The following is a 15,181-nucleotide window of genomic DNA, read 5'->3' on the forward strand; positions in this document are numbered from 1 at the left end:
TTAATTGTCGTGGCTAAAGAAAAATTTGATCGTTCCCTACCGCACGTCAACGTTGGCACTATCGGTCACGTTGACCATGGTAAAACCACGCTGACCGCAGCTCTGACTCGTGTTTGCTCCGAAGTTTTCGGTTCTGCTCGTGTTGACTTCGACAAGATCGACAGCGCGCCAGAAGAAAAAGCTCGTGGTATCACCATCAACACTGCTCACGTTGAGTACAACTCGACTATTCGTCACTACGCTCACGTTGACTGCCCAGGTCACGCTGACTACGTGAAGAACATGATCACTGGTGCTGCCCAAATGGACGGCGCGATCCTGGTTTGTTCGGCCGCTGATGGTCCGATGCCACAAACTCGTGAGCACATCCTGCTGTCCCGTCAGGTAGGCGTTCCGTACATCGTGGTTTTCCTGAACAAGGCTGACCTGGTAGACGACGCTGAGCTGCTGGAACTGGTTGAGATGGAAGTGCGCGATCTGCTGAGCACTTACGACTTCCCAGGCGACGACACTCCGATCATCATCGGTTCTGCTCGTATGGCTCTGGAAGGTAACGACGAAAACGAAATGGGCACCACTGCCGTTCGTAAACTGGTTGAAACTCTGGATACCTACATCCCAGAACCAGTTCGTCTGACCGACAAGCCGTTCCTGATGCCAATCGAAGACGTATTCTCGATCTCTGGTCGCGGTACTGTTGTAACTGGTCGTATCGAGCGCGGTATCGTTCGCGTTCAAGATCCACTGGAAATCGTTGGTCTGCGTGACACAACTGTTACCACTTGCACCGGCGTTGAAATGTTCCGCAAACTGCTCGACGAAGGTCGTGCTGGCGAGAACTGCGGCGTTCTGCTGCGTGGTACCAAGCGTGACGACGTTGAGCGTGGTCAGGTTCTGGTTAAGCCAGGCACTGTTAAGCCTCACACCAAGTTCACCGCAGAAGTATACGTTCTGAGCAAAGAAGAAGGCGGCCGTCATACTCCGTTCTTCAAAGGCTACCGTCCACAGTTCTACTTCCGTACTACTGACGTGACTGGTAACTGCGAGCTGCCAGAAGGCGTTGAAATGGTAATGCCAGGTGACAACATTCAAATGACTGTTACCCTGATCAAAACCATCGCAATGGAAGATGGTCTGCGTTTCGCTATCCGTGAAGGCGGTCGTACCGTCGGCGCTGGCGTCGTAGCCAAAATCATCGAGTAATCGATGATTGCATGAAAAAGCCCCCGCTCAGCGGGGGCTTTTTTTATTGAGTTGACACCTAGTGGGGTCGTCTATAGAATTGCGCCTCCTTTAAACGGGCGTATTGCGCTCGGTGGGAACAGCAATCTGGAGTCTGAAATCCAATGCAAAATCAGCAAATCCGTATCAGGTTGAAGGCTTTTGACCATCGCCTGATCGACCAATCAACCCAGGAAATCGTGGAAACCGCGAAACGTACTGGTGCTCAAGTGCGTGGTCCAATTCCACTGCCTACCCGTAAAGAGCGGTTCACCGTTCTGGTCTCCCCGCACGTCAACAAAGACGCGCGTGACCAGTACGAGATCCGTACTCATAAGCGCGTTCTGGACATCGTTCAGCCAACGGATAAAACCGTTGATGCACTTATGAAGCTTGATCTTGCGGCCGGTGTGGAAGTGCAGATCAGCCTCGGCTAAGACTTGGGTCTTAGTCGTGTAACGCTCTGAAATGGGCGGCCATAGCGGGTGAAAGCCCCGTACACTCATGAGGTTTACAACATGACTATTGGTGTAGTCGGTCGTAAATGCGGTATGACCCGTATTTTCACCGAAGAAGGTGTCTCCATTCCGGTCACGGTCATTGAGATCGAGCCGAATCGCGTCACCCAGTTCAAAACTGAAGAAACCGATGGCTATCGTGCAGTGCAAGTCACTGTCGGCGAGCGTCGCGCTTCGCGTGTAACCGCTGCTCAGGCGGGTCACTTCGCCAAGGCAAACGTTGCTGCTGGTCGTACCGTGCTGGAATTCCGTCTTGAAGAAGGCGAGTACCAAGCTGGCGATCTGATCAACGCTGAAATCTTCGCTGCTGGTCAACTGGTTGATGTAACCGGTCAGTCCAAAGGTAAAGGCTTCCAGGGTACGATCAAGCGTTGGAATTTCCGTGGCCAAGATAACACTCACGGTAACTCCGTTTCCCACCGCGTCCCGGGCTCTATTGGCCAGTGCCAGACTCCTGGTCGTGTATTCAAGGGCAAAAAAATGTCCGGTCATATGGGCGCTGAGCGCGTGACCGTGCAGTCCCTCGAAGTAGTGCGCGTCGACGCTGAACGCAATCTGTTGTTGGTCAAGGGTGCTGTTCCTGGCGCTACTGGCGGCAACCTGGTTGTACGTCCAGCGGCCAAGGCTCGCGGTTAAGGGGAAGCTGACATGCAATTAAACGTAAATGACGCTCAGGCGATCGAAGTTTCCGAACTGACTTTCGGCGGCGAATTCAACGAGACGCTGGTTCACCAAGCAGTCGTGGCCTACATGGCCGGCGGCCGTCAAGGTAGCAAGCAGCAAAAGACCCGTTCTGATGTTCGTGGTGGCGGTAAGCGCCCTTGGCGTCAGAAAGGTACTGGCCGTGCTCGTGCTGGTACTATCCGTAGCCCAATCTGGCGTGGCGGCGGTACCACTTTCGCAGCTCGTCCACAGGATCACTCTCAGAAGCTCAACAAGAAGATGTACCGCGCAGCACTGCGCTCCATCCTTGCTGAACTCGTGCGTACTGATCGTCTGGTCGTGGTTCAGGACTTCGCTGTTGAAGCGCCAAAAACCAAAGATCTGCTGAACAAACTGAATGGCATGGGTCTGACTGACGTCCTGATCGTGTCCGAAGTTGTTGATCAGAACCTGTACCTGGCTGCTCGCAACCTGCCACACGTTGATGTACGTGACGTGCAAGGTTCCGATCCAGTTAGTCTGATCGCATACGACAAGGTGTTGATCACCGTGTCGGCCGTGAAGAAATTCGAGGAGCTGCTGGGATGAACCAGGAACGCGTATTTAAAGTTCTGCTTGGCCCGCACGTTTCCGAGAAGGCTACGGTTCTGGCAGACAAGAAAGGCCAGTTCGTTTTCAAGGTTGCTACAGACGCAACCAAGCTGGAAATCAAGAAGGCCGTCGAAAGCCTGTTCAGCGTGAAAGTTGAGCGTGTTACTACCCTGAACGTTCTGGGTAAGAGCAAGCGCACCGCTCGCGGCGTGGGCAAGCGTAATGACTGGAAGAAGGCAGTAATCTCCCTTCAGCCAGGCCAAGATCTCGATTTCAGCAGCAGTGCTGAGTAAGGAAGGGGTGCATCATGGCAATCGTTAAATGCAAACCGACTTCCCCTGGCCGCCGTCATGTGGTCAAGGTGGTCAACAAGGAGCTGCACAAAGGCGCTCCTCACGCACCGCTGCTCGAGAAAAAATCGAAGTCTGGTGGTCGTAACAACAATGGCCGCATTACCACGCGTCACATCGGTGGTGGTCATAAGCAGCATTACCGTATGGTCGACTTCCGTCGCAACGACAAAGATGGCATTCCAGCCACTGTTGAGCGTATCGAATACGATCCAAACCGTACTGCTCACATTGCTCTTATGCTGTACGCAGACGGCGAACGCCGTTACATCATCGCCCCTAAAGGCGTGAGCGCTGGTGACCAGCTGATCTCGGGTGCTTTGGCCCCGATCAAGCCAGGTAACTCGCTGCAACTGCGCAGCATTCCAGTAGGTAGCACCGTACACGGCATCGAATTGAAGCCAGGTAAAGGCGCGCAAATCGCTCGTTCCGCTGGTGCTTCGGCTCAGCTGGTAGCTCGCGAAGGTGTCTACGTGACCCTGCGTCTGCGTTCTGGTGAAATGCGTAAAGTATTGGCTGAATGCCGTGCAACGCTGGGCGAAGTCTCGAACTCCGAGCACAGCCTGCGTTCGCTGGGTAAAGCTGGTGCCAAACGCTGGCGTGGCGTTCGCCCAACCGTTCGTGGTGTTGCCATGAACCCGGTTGACCACCCACATGGTGGTGGTGAAGGTCGTACCTCTGGTGGTCGTCATCCGGTATCGCCATGGGGCTTCCCGACTAAGGGCGCGAAGACTCGTGGTAATAAGCGTACCGACAAAATGATCGTCCGTCGTCGCAAGTAAATAGAGGGATACGACAGTGCCACGTTCTCTGAAAAAAGGTCCTTTTATTGATCTTCACCTACTGAAGAAGATCGAAGTGGCGGCGGAAAAGAACGATCGCAAACCGGTGAAAACCTGGTCGCGTCGTTCGATGATCCTGCCACAAATGGTCGGTCTGACCATCGCTGTGCATAACGGTCGTCTGCATGTTCCAGTTCTCGTGAACGAAGACATGGTTGGCCATAAACTAGGCGAGTTTGCCGGTACCCGCACTTATCGTGGGCACGTGGCTGACAAGAAAGCCAAGCGTTAAGGGGTAAGGAACGATGGAAGTAGCCGCTAAGTTGTCGGGCGCTCGAATCTCCGCCCAGAAAGCCCGCTTGGTCGCCGACCAGATCCGCGGGAAGAAGGTGGGCGAAGCGCTCAACCTGTTGGCTTTCAGCAACAAGAAAGCCGCCGAGATCATCAAAAAAGTGCTGGAGTCGGCCGTAGCCAACGCCGAGCATAACGAAGGCGCTGACGTTGACGACCTGAAAGTCGCCACCGTTTTCGTCAACGAAGGGCGTTCGCTGAAGCGCATCATGCCGCGTGCCAAAGGCCGCGCTGATCGCATCGTCAAGCGGTCTTGCCATATCACTGTCAAGGTTGCTGACAAGTAACGGAGTCGAAGAGATGGGTCAGAAAGTACATCCCATTGGCATTCGCCTGGGAATCGTCAAGGAGCACACCTCCGTCTGGTACGCAGACGGCCGGACTTATGCGGACTACTTGTTCGCTGATCTGAAGGTGCGTGAATACCTCCAAGACAAACTAAAAAGCGCGTCCGTAAGCCGTATCGATATCCATCGTCCGGCCCAAACTGCACGCATCACCATCCACACCGCTCGTCCAGGTATCGTTATCGGGAAGAAAGGTGAAGATGTTGAGAAGCTGCGTCAGGACCTGACCAAGCAAATGGGTGTGCCTGTGCACATCAATATCGAAGAGATCCGCAAGCCGGAACTCGACGGTATGCTGGTTGCGCAGAGCGTAGCTCAGCAGCTGGAGCGTCGTGTAATGTTCCGTCGCGCGATGAAACGCGCTGTACAGAACGCTATGCGCATTGGTGCCAAAGGCATCAAAATCCAAGTGAGCGGTCGTCTCGGCGGTGCTGAAATCGCACGTACTGAATGGTATCGCGAAGGTCGTGTGCCATTGCACACCCTGCGTGCCGACATCGACTATGCCAACTACGAAGCTCACACCACTTACGGTGTGATCGGTGTAAAGGTTTGGATCTTCAAAGGCGAAGTAATCGGTGGTCGCCAAGAAGAGCTGAAGCCACAAGCACCAGCGCCTCGTAAAAAAGCTGCTAAGTAAGGGGTACGCAAAATGTTACAACCTAAGCGTACGAAGTTCCGCAAGCAAATGACTGGCCACAACCGTGGCTTGGCACTGCGCGGTAGCAAAGTCAGCTTCGGCGAGTATGCGCTGAAGTCTGTTGCTCGTGGTCGTCTCACCGCTCGTCAGATCGAATCAGCGCGTCGTGCACTGACCCGTCACGTTAAGCGTGGCGGCAAGATCTGGATCCGTGTATTCCCGGACAAGCCTATTTCCAAAAAGCCTCTCGAAGTTCGGATGGGTAAAGGTAAGGGTAACGTGGAATACTGGGTTGCCCAGATTCAGCCAGGCAAAGTCCTGTATGAAATCGAGGGTGTTTCTGAAGAGCTGGCGCGTGAGGCTTTCGCCCTGGCTGCTGCAAAGCTGCCGCTCGCCACCTCCTTTGTTAAACGGACGGTGATGTGATGAAAGCGAATGAACTTCGTGAAAAATCCGCACAGCAGCTGAACGAGCAACTGCTCGGCTTGCTGCGCGACCAGTTCAATCTGCGCATGCAGAAAGCAACTGGCCAGTTGGGGCAGTCGCATCTGCTCTCGCAAGTTAAGCGTGACATCGCTCGCGTGAAGACTGTGCTCAAACAGCAGGCAGGTAAGTAATCATGGCTGAAGCCGAAAAAACTGTCCGTACGCTGACTGGCCGTGTTGTCAGCGACAAGATGGACAAGACCATCACCGTTCTGATCGAACGTCGCGTTAAGCACCCGATCTACGGTAAATACGTTAAGCGTTCGACTAAGCTGCACGCGCACGACGAAACCAATCAGTGCCACATCGGCGACAAAGTCACTATTCGTGAAACTCGTCCGCTGGCCAAGACTAAGTCTTGGGCTCTGGTTGATGTTCTCGAACGCGCTGTGGAAGTCTAAGGACTAGGGGTCGGAGAAATTATATGATTCAGACTCAATCCATGCTCGATGTGGCCGATAACAGCGGCGCACGCCGTGTTATGTGCATCAAGGTGCTGGGTGGCTCCCATCGTCGTTACGCTGGTATCGGTGACATCATCAAAGTTACCGTCAAGGAAGCAATTCCTCGCGGTAAAGTGAAAAAAGGCCAAGTGATGACTGCTGTAGTAGTCCGCACTCGTCACGGCGTACGTCGTGCTGATGGCTCCATTATCCGCTTTGATGGCAACGCTGCTGTTCTTCTGAACAACAAGCAAGAGCCGATCGGCACCCGTATCTTTGGGCCAGTGACCCGTGAACTTCGCAACGAGAAGTTCATGAAGATCGTCTCGCTCGCCCCAGAAGTGCTGTAAGGAGATCCGACATGCAAAAGATTCGTCGTGACGACGAGATCATCGTGATCGCCGGCAAAGACAAAGGTAAGCGCGGTAAGGTGCTTAAGGTTCTCGCTAACAACCGTCTGGTTGTTGGTGGTCTGAACCTGGTTAAGCGTCATACCAAGCCTAACCCGATGTCTGGCGTGCAAGGCGGTATCGTCGAGAAAGAAGCTCCACTGGACGCTTCTAACGTGGCCATTTTCAACGGCGAAACCAACAAGGCTGACCGCGTTGGTTTCAAAGTAGAAGAAGGCAAAAAAATTCGTGTCTTCAAGTCGACCCAAAAAGCGGTTGATGCTTGAACACTGCTAGGTAGATGAGACCATGGCACGACTAAAAGAGATTTACCGGAAGGAAATCGCTCCGAAACTTAAGGAAGAACTTAAGCTTTCGAACGTGATGGAAGTTCCGCGCGTTACCAAAATCACCCTGAACATGGGCTTGGGCGAAGCGATCGGCGACAAAAAAGTCATCGAGCACGCAGTAGCTGATTTGGAAAAAATCACCGGTCAAAAAGTTGTTGTGACCTACGCTCGCAAATCCATCGCTGGCTTTAAAGTCCGTGAAGGTTGGCCGATCGGCGTCAAAGTAACTCTGCGCCGTGAGCGTATGTACGAATTCCTGGATCGTCTGCTGTCGATCTCCCTGCCTCGGGTTCGCGACTTCCGCGGCCTGAATGCCAAGTCCTTCGATGGTCGTGGCAACTACAGCATGGGCGTTAAAGAGCAGATCATTTTCCCGGAAATTGACTACGACAAAATCGATGCTCTTCGCGGTCTGGACATCACCCTGACCACCACTGCTCGGACGGATGACGAAGGTCGCGCATTGCTGCGTGCTTTCAAATTCCCGTTCCGCAACTGATTGGAGTAGGACCATGGCCAAGATGAGCATGAAAAACCGCGAGCTGAAACGTCAGCTCACGGTTGCCAAGTTCGCCAAGAAGCGTGCTGAGCTGAAAGCTATCATCGTTGATCTGAACGCAAGTCCAGAAGCACGTTGGGAAGCTCAAATCGCTCTGCAGAAGCAGCCACGTGACGCAAGCGCTTCGCGCATGCGTAACCGCTGCCGCCTGACTGGTCGTCCGCACGGTGTTTACCGCAAGTTCGGCCTGGGCCGTAACAAATTGCGTGAAGCAGCAATGCGCGGTGACGTACCAGGTCTGGTTAAAGCTAGCTGGTAAGGCGTACCGACAAAGTTATCGCTGTCGGGGTCGCAAGATCCTGACAGCCGGTGACCTTGTACTTGAATCAAGCCCCTATTGGGGCTTGATTCATTTCTGGCGTGTGTCTAGAATGACCGGCTCGCCAGAGCCTGTGCTTTTTGAGCACGGAGTCACTCGGTGACAGTTGTAGCCGCAAGGCTAATTCTTTTTGTATCAGGAGCGTCTAGCCCATGAGTATGCAGGACCCGTTAGCGGACATGCTAACTCGAATCCGTAATGCCCAGATGGCTGAAAAGTCTGTCGTAAGCATGCCGTCTTCCACGTTGAAGGTAGCTGTAGCCAAAGTTCTGAAGGACGAAGGTTATATCGCGGATTTTCAGATCAGCAGCGAAATCAAACCACTGCTGTCTATCGAGCTGAAGTACTTCGAAGGCCGTCCGGTTATCGAAGAAGTTAAGCGCGTTAGCCGTCCAGGTCTGCGTCAGTACAAGTCCTCCGATGATCTGCCAAAAGTTCGTGGCGGCCTCGGTGTGTCCATCGTCTCCACCAACAAAGGTGTGATGACGGATCGTGCTGCGCGCGCTGCCGGTGTCGGCGGCGAAGTTCTTTGCACAGTGTTCTAAGGGGGGATAAGCATGTCACGCGTCGCTAAGAACCCCGTTAAGCTGCCAGCTGGTGTCGAAGTTAAATTCGCCGGCCAACAGCTTTCGGTGAAGGGTGCTAAAGGCACTCTAGAACTGAACATCCATTCGTCGGTTGAAATCGTTGAAGAAGCTGGTGAGCTGCGTTTCGCTGCTCGCAATGGCGATCAACAAACTCGCGCAATGGCTGGTACCACTCGTGCGTTGGTAAACAACATGGTCCAAGGCGTAAGCCAAGGCTTCGAGCGTAAGCTCCAGCTGGTCGGTGTTGGTTACAAAGCGCAAGCAAAAGGCACAGTGCTGAACCTGGCTCTTGGCTTCTCGCACCCAGTGGATTACGAACTGCCGGAAGGCATCACCGCTGAGACCCCTAGCCAGACCGATATCCTGATCAAGGGCATCGACAAGCAGCTGGTAGGTCAAGTGGCCGCTGAGATCCGCGACTTCCGTCCACCAGAGCCTTACAAAGGTAAAGGTGTGCGTTACGCGGACGAAGTCGTCCGCCGTAAAGAAGCCAAGAAGAAGTAGGGCCTAGCAAATGACCGACAAAAAAGTTACTCGACTGCGTCGCGCTCGCAAAGCACGTCTGAAAATGCACGAACTAGAAGTCGTGCGTCTCTGCGTGTTCCGCTCTTCGCAGCACATCTATGCCCAGGTCATCTCGGCCGACGGCAGCAAAGTCCTGGCAAGCGCCTCGACTTTGGACAAAGAACTGCGTGATGCTGCCACTGGCAACATCGACGCGGCCACAAAGGTTGGCCAGCTGGTCGCTACGCGTGCAAAAGCCGCTGGCGTCTCGCAGGTGGCTTTCGACCGCTCTGGCTTCAAGTACCACGGCCGCGTGAAAGCGCTGGCTGAGGCTGCTCGTGAAGCTGGGCTGGAGTTCTAAGTTATGTCAAATAACGACCAAAAGCGCGACGAAGGCTACATTGAGAAGCTGGTTCAAGTTAACCGCGTAGCCAAAACCGTTAAAGGCGGCCGTATCTTCACTTTCACCGCGTTGACCGTGGTTGGTGATGGTAAAGGGCGCGTTGGCTTCGGCCGTGGCAAGTCACGTGAAGTGCCTGCTGCGATCCAGAAGGCAATGGAAGCTGCTCGCCGCAACATGATTCAAGTTGACCTGAACGGCACAACTCTGCAGTACGCAATGAAGTCCGCTCACGGCGCTTCGAAGGTGTACATGCAGCCTGCTTCTGAAGGTACCGGTATCATCGCTGGCGGCGCTATGCGTGCTGTCCTCGAAGTTGCTGGCGTTCAGAACGTTCTGGCTAAGTGCTACGGCTCGACTAACCCGGTAAACGTGGTTCACGCCACTTTCAAAGGTTTGAAAGCTATGCAATCTCCTGAGTCCATCGCTGCTAAGCGTGGCAAAAGCGTCAAGGAGATCTTCTGATCATGGCTACCGTAAAAGTAACGCTGATCAAAAGCATGACCGGCCGCATCCCTAACCACAAATTGTGCGTTAAGGGTCTGGGTCTGCGTCGCATCGGTCACACTGTAGAAGTCCAGGATACTCCCGAGAATCGCGGGATGATCAACAAGGCTTACTACATGCTGCGTGTCGAGGGTTAATCGATGAAACTCAATGATCTGAGTCCAGCGCCGGGTTCCCGTCGCGAAAAGCATCGTCCGGGCCGTGGTATCGGTAGTGGTTTGGGTAAGACTGGTGGCCGTGGTCACAAAGGTCAAACTTCCCGCTCCGGTGGCACTATTGCTCCAGGCTTTGAAGGCGGTCAACAGCCGCTGCATCGTCGTCTGCCTAAGTTCGGTTTCGTTTCCCTGAAAGCTATGGATCGCGCAGAAGTGCGTCTGTCCGAGCTGGCTAAAGTGGAAGGCGACATCGTTACTCTGCAGACCCTGAAAGATGCCAACGTGATCAACGTCAACGTACTGCGTGTGAAAATCATGCTGTCCGGTGAAGTTACTCGCGCTGTCACAATCGGCAAGGGAATCGGCGCCACCAAAGGTGCGCGTTCGGCTATCGAAGCAGCTGGCGGCAAGTTCGAGGAATAAATGGCTAAGCAAGGTGCTCTCTCAGCGCTCAGCAAAGGCGGGTTATCCGAGCTCTGGGCTCGTCTGCGTTTTCTATTCCTGGCGATTATCGTCTACCGGATAGGCGCACACATTCCAGTTCCAGGCATTAACCCCGACCGGCTGGCGGACCTGTTTCGACAGAATGAGGGGACCATACTTAGCTTGTTCAACATGTTTTCCGGCGGTGCGCTGGAGCGGATGAGTATTTTTGCGCTGGGGATCATGCCGTACATTTCGGCATCGATCATCATGCAGCTTATGTCCGCTGTCAGCCCACAGCTGGAGCAGTTGAAGAAGGAAGGTGAAGCTGGTCGTCGCAAGATAAGCCAGTACACCCGCTACCTCACTGTCGCTCTCGCTCTCGTCCAGGCCATTGGCATGTCCATTGGTCTGGCGGGGCAGGGCGTAGCGTTCACTGGTGATCTAGGCTTCCATTTCGTTGCAGTAACCACATTTGTGGCGGGTGCAATGTTCATGATGTGGCTGGGTGAGCAGATTACTGAGCGTGGTGTTGGCAACGGTATCTCGATGTTGATTTTTTCGGGTATCGTCGCCGGTCTTCCGAGAGCAATTGGGCAGTCTTTTGAGTCTGCGCGTCAGGGCGATATCAATATCTTCGCCTTGGTTGCTATCGGTTTGCTGGCAGTAGCGATTATCGGTTTCGTGGTGTTCATTGAGCGTGGTCAGCGTCGTATTGCTGTTCACTACGCCAAGCGTCAGCAAGGCCGCAAGGTGTTTGCTGCGCAGACTAGCCACCTACCGCTGAAAGTGAATATGGCCGGTGTTATTCCGGCTATTTTTGCGAGCAGCATTTTGCTGTTCCCGGCTTCGCTGGGTGCCTGGTTCGGTCAGTCTGAAGGTATGGGCTGGTTGCAGGACATCTCGCAGTCGATCGCTCCTGGTCAGCCGTTGAATATTCTGCTGTTTAGTGCAGGGATTATTTTCTTCTGCTTCTTCTATACGGCGTTGATGTTCAATCCGAAAGACGTAGCGGAAAACCTGAAGAAGTCCGGTGCCTTTATTCCGGGTATCCGTCCAGGTGAGCAGTCGGCACGCTATATTGATGGCGTTTTGACTCGTTTGACTCTGTTCGGTGCTCTTTATATGACGGCCGTATGTCTGCTGCCCCAGTTCCTGGTGGTTGCGGCAAACGTTCCGTTCTACCTTGGCGGGACCTCGTTGCTGATCGTGGTCGTGGTTGTTATGGACTTTATGTCGCAAGTACAATCGCACCTCGTTTCGCACCAGTACGAATCCCTGATGAAGAAAGCCAACCTGAAGGGCTACGGCAGCGGCATGCTGCGCTGAAGTTCCCATAAGGTTAGAGGAGTTGGTGATGAAAGTTCGTGCATCGGTGAAAAAGCTATGCCGTAACTGCAAGATTATTCGCCGCGAAGGTGTTGTTCGGGTAATTTGCAGCGCGGAACCACGTCACAAACAGCGCCAAGGCTGAGTGTGATCTGTTTGAAGCCCAGCAGCTAGTGCGCTGCTGGGTTGATTATTTGTTATTACAGCGATATTATCTCGCGCCCTATTTCTTGGCTTCCGGGGCGTAGGTAGCTGTCAATTGGAGTCCCACTGAATGGCCCGTATTGCAGGCGTTAACATTCCAGATAACAAGCACACTGTTATCTCGCTGACCTACATCTTTGGTGTTGGTCGCACTACTGCACAGAAAATCTGTGTGGATGCTGGTGTAAACCCAGCCGCTAAGATCAAGGATCTGAGCGACGAGCAGATTGAGTTGCTGCGTGGCGAAGTGGCAAAGTTCACCACTGAAGGTGACCTGCGTCGTGAAGTCAACATGAAAATCAAACGCTTGATGGACTTGGGCTGCTACCGCGGTCTGCGCCATCGTCGTGGTCTTCCAGTGCGCGGTCAGCGTACCAAGACCAACGCGCGTACTCGCAAAGGTCCGCGTAAGCCGATCCGCAAGTAATCGCACCAGCGAATCGACAGGAATTTAGTCATGGCAAAACCTGCTGCTCGTCCTCGTAAAAAAGTAAAAAAGACAGTGGTTGATGGCATCGCCCACATCCACGCGTCTTTCAACAACACAATCGTGACCATCACCGACCGTCAGGGTAACGCGCTTTCTTGGGCTACCTCCGGTGGTTCGGGTTTCCGCGGTTCTCGCAAGTCCACCCCGTTCGCTGCTCAAGTAGCTGCTGAACGTGCTGGTCAAGCTGCGCTGGAATATGGCCTGAAAAACCTTGACGTTAACGTTAAGGGCCCAGGTCCAGGTCGTGAGTCCGCTGTCCGTGCTTTGAACGGCTGTGGCTATAAGATCGCCAGCATCACCGACGTGACGCCAATCCCGCACAACGGGTGCCGTCCGCCGAAGAAGCGCCGCGTGTAATCCAGGAGACTGTAAAGAATGGCTCGTTACATTGGTCCAAAATGCAAACTGGCACGTCGTGAAGGCACTGATCTCTTCCTGAAGAGTGGTGTGCGCGCTATCGAATCGAAGTGCAATATTGAAGCTGCTCCAGGCATCCACGGCCAACGCCGCGGTCGCCAATCCGACTACGGCACCCAACTGCGTGAAAAGCAGAAGGTCCGTCGTATCTACGGCGTTCTCGAGCGTCAATTCAGCGGCTACTACAAACAAGCTGCTGGCAAGAAAGGCGCAACTGGCGAAAACCTGTTGCAACTGCTCGAATGCCGTCTGGATAACGTCGTATACCGTATGGGCTTCGGTTCTACTCGTGCCGAATCCCGTCAGTTGGTATCGCACAAGTCGATCAGCGTAAACGGTCAAACCGTTAACGTTCCGTCCTACCAGGTTCGTGCTGGTGACGTGGTCGCTATCCGCGAGAAAGCAAAGAACCAGCTTCGCATTGTCCAAGCTCTCGATCTGTGTGCCCAACGTGGCCGCGTAGAATGGGTAGAAGTAGACACTGAGAAGAAGTCGGGCGTTTTCAAGAACGTTCCAGCTCGCAGTGATCTGTCCGCCGACATCAACGAAAGCCTGATTGTCGAGCTCTACTCCAAGTAAGGGCTAGAAAATAGGTGCATCCATGCAGATTTCGGTAAATGAGTTCCTGACACCCCGCCACATTGATGTGCAGGTTGTCAGTCCAACCCGCGCTAAAATCACTCTCGAGCCTCTCGAGCGTGGTTTTGGCCACACCCTGGGCAACGCGCTGCGCCGCATCCTGTTGTCCTCAATGCCAGGCTGTGCAGTAGTCGAGGCCGAGATTGATGGTGTGCTCCACGAGTACAGCGCCATCGAAGGTGTACAGGAAGACGTAATTGAAATCCTGTTGAACCTTAAAGGTCTGGCTATCAAGCTGCACGGCCGTGACGAAGTTACGCTGACCTTGTCGAAGAAGGGTTCGGGGGTGGTTACCGCTGCCGATATTCAGCTGGATCATGATGTCGAGATCGTTAATCCCGATCACGTAATCGCCAACCTGGCGTCTAACGGCGCCTTGAACATGAAGCTCACCGTAGCTCGTGGTCGTGGTTATGAACCAGCCGACTCGCGTCAGAGCGATGAAGACGAAAGCCGCAGCATCGGTCGCTTGCAGCTCGACTCTTCGTTCAGCCCGGTTCGCCGTATCGCATACGTGGTGGAAAACGCCCGTGTCGAGCAGCGTACTAACCTGGACAAGTTGGTAATTGATCTGGAGACCAACGGTACACTGGATCCTGAAGAGGCTATCCGTCGTGCTGCAACCATCCTGCAACAGCAGTTGGCTGCATTCGTCGACCTCAAAGGTGACAGCGAGCCAGTGGTTATCGAACAGGAAGACGAGATCGATCCGATCCTGCTTCGTCCGGTTGACGATCTGGAACTGACCGTGCGTTCGGCCAACTGCCTTAAGGCGGAGAACATTTACTACATTGGTGACCTGATTCAGCGCACCGAAGTAGAACTGTTGAAGACTCCGAACCTGGGCAAGAAATCCTTGACCGAAATCAAGGACGTTCTGGCCTCCCGTGGTCTGTCCCTCGGCATGCGCCTCGACAACTGGCCGCCTGCAAGTCTTAAGAAGGACGACAAGGCGACTGCCTGATCGTCGTAATCACCGAACGTTGTGTTTGGTAAGGAATGAACCATGCGTCATCGTAAAAGTGGTCGTCACCTGAGCCGCACTAGCTCGCACCGCAAGGCTATGTTTCAAAACATGGCAGTGTCGCTGTTCGAGCACGAGCTGATCAAAACGACTCTGCCGAAAGCCAAAGAACTGCGTCGCGTTGCTGAGCCGCTGATTACTCTGGCCAAGATTGATTCTGTTGCTAACCGCCGTCTGGCTTTCGACCGTACTCGTTCGAAAGCTATGGTTGGTAAGCTGTTCAACGATCTGGGCAAGCGTTATGCAACTCGTGAGGGTGGCTACCTGCGCATCCTCAAGTGCGGTTTCCGCGCTGGCGACAACGCGCCTATGGCGTACGTCGAGTTGGTTGATCGTCCAGTTGGCGGTGAAGCTGTATCCGCTGAGTAAGACGTCAGTCTCTACAAAGAACCGGGCCTAGTGCCCGGTTTTTTGTGTCCGTTCGATAATAAAAAGCTATTGAGTTCGACAATTTAATGCATTTGCCCACACAGGTATCGTGGTCAATACTCTTC

Annotated in this window: 29 protein-coding genes; all 29 read left to right on the plus strand. The window is 53.8% G+C overall.

Annotated features, from left to right (window positions below; genetic code table 11):
- The first annotated feature begins 9 nt into the window (after positions 1-9).
- The 29 genes from tuf (at position 10) to rplQ (ending at position 15,056) form a co-directional block, all read left to right on the plus strand.
- Entirely contained in the window at positions 10-1,203 is a 1,194-nt protein-coding gene (gene tuf, locus GHO25_RS11825) for an elongation factor Tu (protein WP_048373848.1), read from the plus strand.
- A 143-nt stretch (positions 1,204-1,346) separates the two neighbouring features.
- A complete protein-coding gene (rpsJ, locus tag GHO25_RS11830) occupies positions 1,347-1,658 on the plus strand; it encodes a 30S ribosomal protein S10 (protein ID WP_003186070.1) in 312 nt (103 codons plus the stop codon).
- 81 nt (positions 1,659-1,739) lie between these two features.
- Entirely contained in the window at positions 1,740-2,375 is a 636-nt protein-coding gene (gene rplC, locus GHO25_RS11835; protein WP_019409902.1) for a 50S ribosomal protein L3, read from the plus strand.
- 12 nt (positions 2,376-2,387) lie between these two features.
- Positions 2,388-2,990: a 50S ribosomal protein L4 gene (gene rplD, locus GHO25_RS11840; protein WP_048373846.1), complete on the plus strand. Its 603-nt coding sequence runs from the start codon at positions 2,388-2,390 to the stop codon at positions 2,988-2,990.
- The gene (rplW, locus tag GHO25_RS11845) at positions 2,987-3,286 is read left to right on the plus strand and encodes a 50S ribosomal protein L23 (protein WP_003444375.1); all 300 of its coding nucleotides are present in this window, start codon (positions 2,987-2,989) and stop codon (positions 3,284-3,286) included. Before rplD ends, rplW begins: the two co-directional genes overlap by 4 nt.
- Before the next feature lie 14 nt (positions 3,287-3,300).
- Entirely contained in the window at positions 3,301-4,125 is an 825-nt protein-coding gene (rplB, locus tag GHO25_RS11850; RefSeq protein ID WP_048373844.1) for a 50S ribosomal protein L2, read from the plus strand.
- Positions 4,126-4,141: 16 nt separating this feature from the next.
- Complete coding sequence (rpsS, locus tag GHO25_RS11855; RefSeq protein WP_003232420.1) at positions 4,142-4,417, plus strand: 30S ribosomal protein S19; 276 nt, start codon at positions 4,142-4,144, stop codon at positions 4,415-4,417.
- A gap of 13 nt (positions 4,418-4,430) precedes the next feature.
- Complete coding sequence (gene rplV / locus GHO25_RS11860; protein ID WP_003444373.1) at positions 4,431-4,763, plus strand: 50S ribosomal protein L22; 333 nt, start codon at positions 4,431-4,433, stop codon at positions 4,761-4,763.
- A gap of 13 nt (positions 4,764-4,776) precedes the next feature.
- Positions 4,777-5,463 (plus strand): 30S ribosomal protein S3, encoded by a 687-nt coding sequence (gene rpsC, locus GHO25_RS11865; protein ID WP_003176422.1) that lies wholly within the window; start codon positions 4,777-4,779, stop codon positions 5,461-5,463.
- 12 nt (positions 5,464-5,475) lie between these two features.
- The gene (rplP, locus tag GHO25_RS11870) at positions 5,476-5,889 is read left to right on the plus strand and encodes a 50S ribosomal protein L16 (RefSeq protein WP_019409905.1); all 414 of its coding nucleotides are present in this window, start codon (positions 5,476-5,478) and stop codon (positions 5,887-5,889) included.
- Positions 5,889-6,080, plus strand: coding sequence for a 50S ribosomal protein L29 (gene rpmC / locus GHO25_RS11875; protein ID WP_003444371.1), 192 nt, complete (start codon positions 5,889-5,891; stop codon positions 6,078-6,080). The genes rplP and rpmC overlap by 1 nt, the downstream gene beginning before the upstream one ends.
- A 2-nt stretch (positions 6,081-6,082) precedes the next feature.
- Positions 6,083-6,349, plus strand: a complete 267-nt coding sequence (gene rpsQ / locus GHO25_RS11880) for a 30S ribosomal protein S17 (RefSeq protein ID WP_003176419.1) — start codon at positions 6,083-6,085, stop codon at positions 6,347-6,349.
- Positions 6,350-6,372: 23 nt separating this feature from the next.
- The gene (gene rplN / locus GHO25_RS11885; RefSeq protein WP_011063774.1) at positions 6,373-6,741 is read left to right on the plus strand and encodes a 50S ribosomal protein L14; all 369 of its coding nucleotides are present in this window, start codon (positions 6,373-6,375) and stop codon (positions 6,739-6,741) included.
- Between the two features lie 11 nt (positions 6,742-6,752).
- Positions 6,753-7,067 carry a 50S ribosomal protein L24 gene (gene rplX, locus GHO25_RS11890; protein WP_048373841.1) on the plus strand — a complete coding sequence of 105 codons (315 nt, stop codon included), beginning with the start codon at positions 6,753-6,755 and terminating at the stop codon, positions 7,065-7,067.
- Between the two features lie 22 nt (positions 7,068-7,089).
- Positions 7,090-7,629 carry a 50S ribosomal protein L5 gene (gene rplE / locus GHO25_RS11895; protein WP_003186044.1) on the plus strand — a complete coding sequence of 180 codons (540 nt, stop codon included), beginning with the start codon at positions 7,090-7,092 and terminating at the stop codon, positions 7,627-7,629.
- A 13-nt stretch (positions 7,630-7,642) separates the two neighbouring features.
- Complete coding sequence (gene rpsN, locus GHO25_RS11900; RefSeq protein WP_048373839.1) at positions 7,643-7,948, plus strand: 30S ribosomal protein S14; 306 nt, start codon at positions 7,643-7,645, stop codon at positions 7,946-7,948.
- A gap of 212 nt (positions 7,949-8,160) precedes the next feature.
- Entirely contained in the window at positions 8,161-8,553 is a 393-nt protein-coding gene (gene rpsH / locus GHO25_RS11905) for a 30S ribosomal protein S8 (protein ID WP_048373837.1), read from the plus strand.
- A 12-nt stretch (positions 8,554-8,565) separates the two neighbouring features.
- The gene (gene rplF / locus GHO25_RS11910; RefSeq protein ID WP_003176412.1) at positions 8,566-9,099 is read left to right on the plus strand and encodes a 50S ribosomal protein L6; all 534 of its coding nucleotides are present in this window, start codon (positions 8,566-8,568) and stop codon (positions 9,097-9,099) included.
- A gap of 10 nt (positions 9,100-9,109) precedes the next feature.
- On the plus strand, positions 9,110-9,460 hold the full coding sequence (rplR, locus tag GHO25_RS11915) for a 50S ribosomal protein L18 (RefSeq protein ID WP_003444364.1): 351 nt from the start codon (positions 9,110-9,112) through the stop codon (positions 9,458-9,460).
- A 3-nt stretch (positions 9,461-9,463) separates the two neighbouring features.
- Positions 9,464-9,964, plus strand: coding sequence for a 30S ribosomal protein S5 (rpsE, locus tag GHO25_RS11920; protein WP_003186035.1), 501 nt, complete (start codon positions 9,464-9,466; stop codon positions 9,962-9,964).
- Between the two features lie 2 nt (positions 9,965-9,966).
- Positions 9,967-10,143 carry a 50S ribosomal protein L30 gene (gene rpmD, locus GHO25_RS11925; protein ID WP_003176408.1) on the plus strand — a complete coding sequence of 59 codons (177 nt, stop codon included), beginning with the start codon at positions 9,967-9,969 and terminating at the stop codon, positions 10,141-10,143.
- Between the two features lie 3 nt (positions 10,144-10,146).
- On the plus strand, positions 10,147-10,584 hold the full coding sequence (gene rplO, locus GHO25_RS11930) for a 50S ribosomal protein L15 (RefSeq protein WP_048373834.1): 438 nt from the start codon (positions 10,147-10,149) through the stop codon (positions 10,582-10,584).
- Positions 10,585-11,913 (plus strand): preprotein translocase subunit SecY, encoded by a 1,329-nt coding sequence (gene secY / locus GHO25_RS11935; protein ID WP_003444361.1) that lies wholly within the window; start codon positions 10,585-10,587, stop codon positions 11,911-11,913.
- 28 nt (positions 11,914-11,941) lie between these two features.
- Complete coding sequence (rpmJ, locus tag GHO25_RS11940; RefSeq protein WP_002555468.1) at positions 11,942-12,058, plus strand: 50S ribosomal protein L36; 117 nt, start codon at positions 11,942-11,944, stop codon at positions 12,056-12,058.
- A gap of 129 nt (positions 12,059-12,187) precedes the next feature.
- The gene (gene rpsM / locus GHO25_RS11945; RefSeq protein WP_048373831.1) at positions 12,188-12,544 is read left to right on the plus strand and encodes a 30S ribosomal protein S13; all 357 of its coding nucleotides are present in this window, start codon (positions 12,188-12,190) and stop codon (positions 12,542-12,544) included.
- Positions 12,545-12,574: 30 nt separating this feature from the next.
- A complete protein-coding gene (rpsK, locus tag GHO25_RS11950) occupies positions 12,575-12,964 on the plus strand; it encodes a 30S ribosomal protein S11 (protein WP_002555466.1) in 390 nt (129 codons plus the stop codon).
- Between the two features lie 18 nt (positions 12,965-12,982).
- Complete coding sequence (gene rpsD, locus GHO25_RS11955) at positions 12,983-13,603, plus strand: 30S ribosomal protein S4 (RefSeq protein WP_003444359.1); 621 nt, start codon at positions 12,983-12,985, stop codon at positions 13,601-13,603.
- Between the two features lie 22 nt (positions 13,604-13,625).
- The gene (gene rpoA, locus GHO25_RS11960; RefSeq protein WP_003176403.1) at positions 13,626-14,627 is read left to right on the plus strand and encodes a DNA-directed RNA polymerase subunit alpha; all 1,002 of its coding nucleotides are present in this window, start codon (positions 13,626-13,628) and stop codon (positions 14,625-14,627) included.
- A gap of 42 nt (positions 14,628-14,669) precedes the next feature.
- On the plus strand, positions 14,670-15,056 hold the full coding sequence (rplQ, locus tag GHO25_RS11965; protein WP_016779185.1) for a 50S ribosomal protein L17: 387 nt from the start codon (positions 14,670-14,672) through the stop codon (positions 15,054-15,056).
- Positions 15,057-15,181 lie beyond the last annotated feature (125 nt).

This window comes from Pseudomonas sp. FSL R10-1350 (assembly GCF_009600525.1).
Classification (GTDB): domain Bacteria; phylum Pseudomonadota; class Gammaproteobacteria; order Pseudomonadales; family Pseudomonadaceae; genus Aquipseudomonas; species Aquipseudomonas helleri.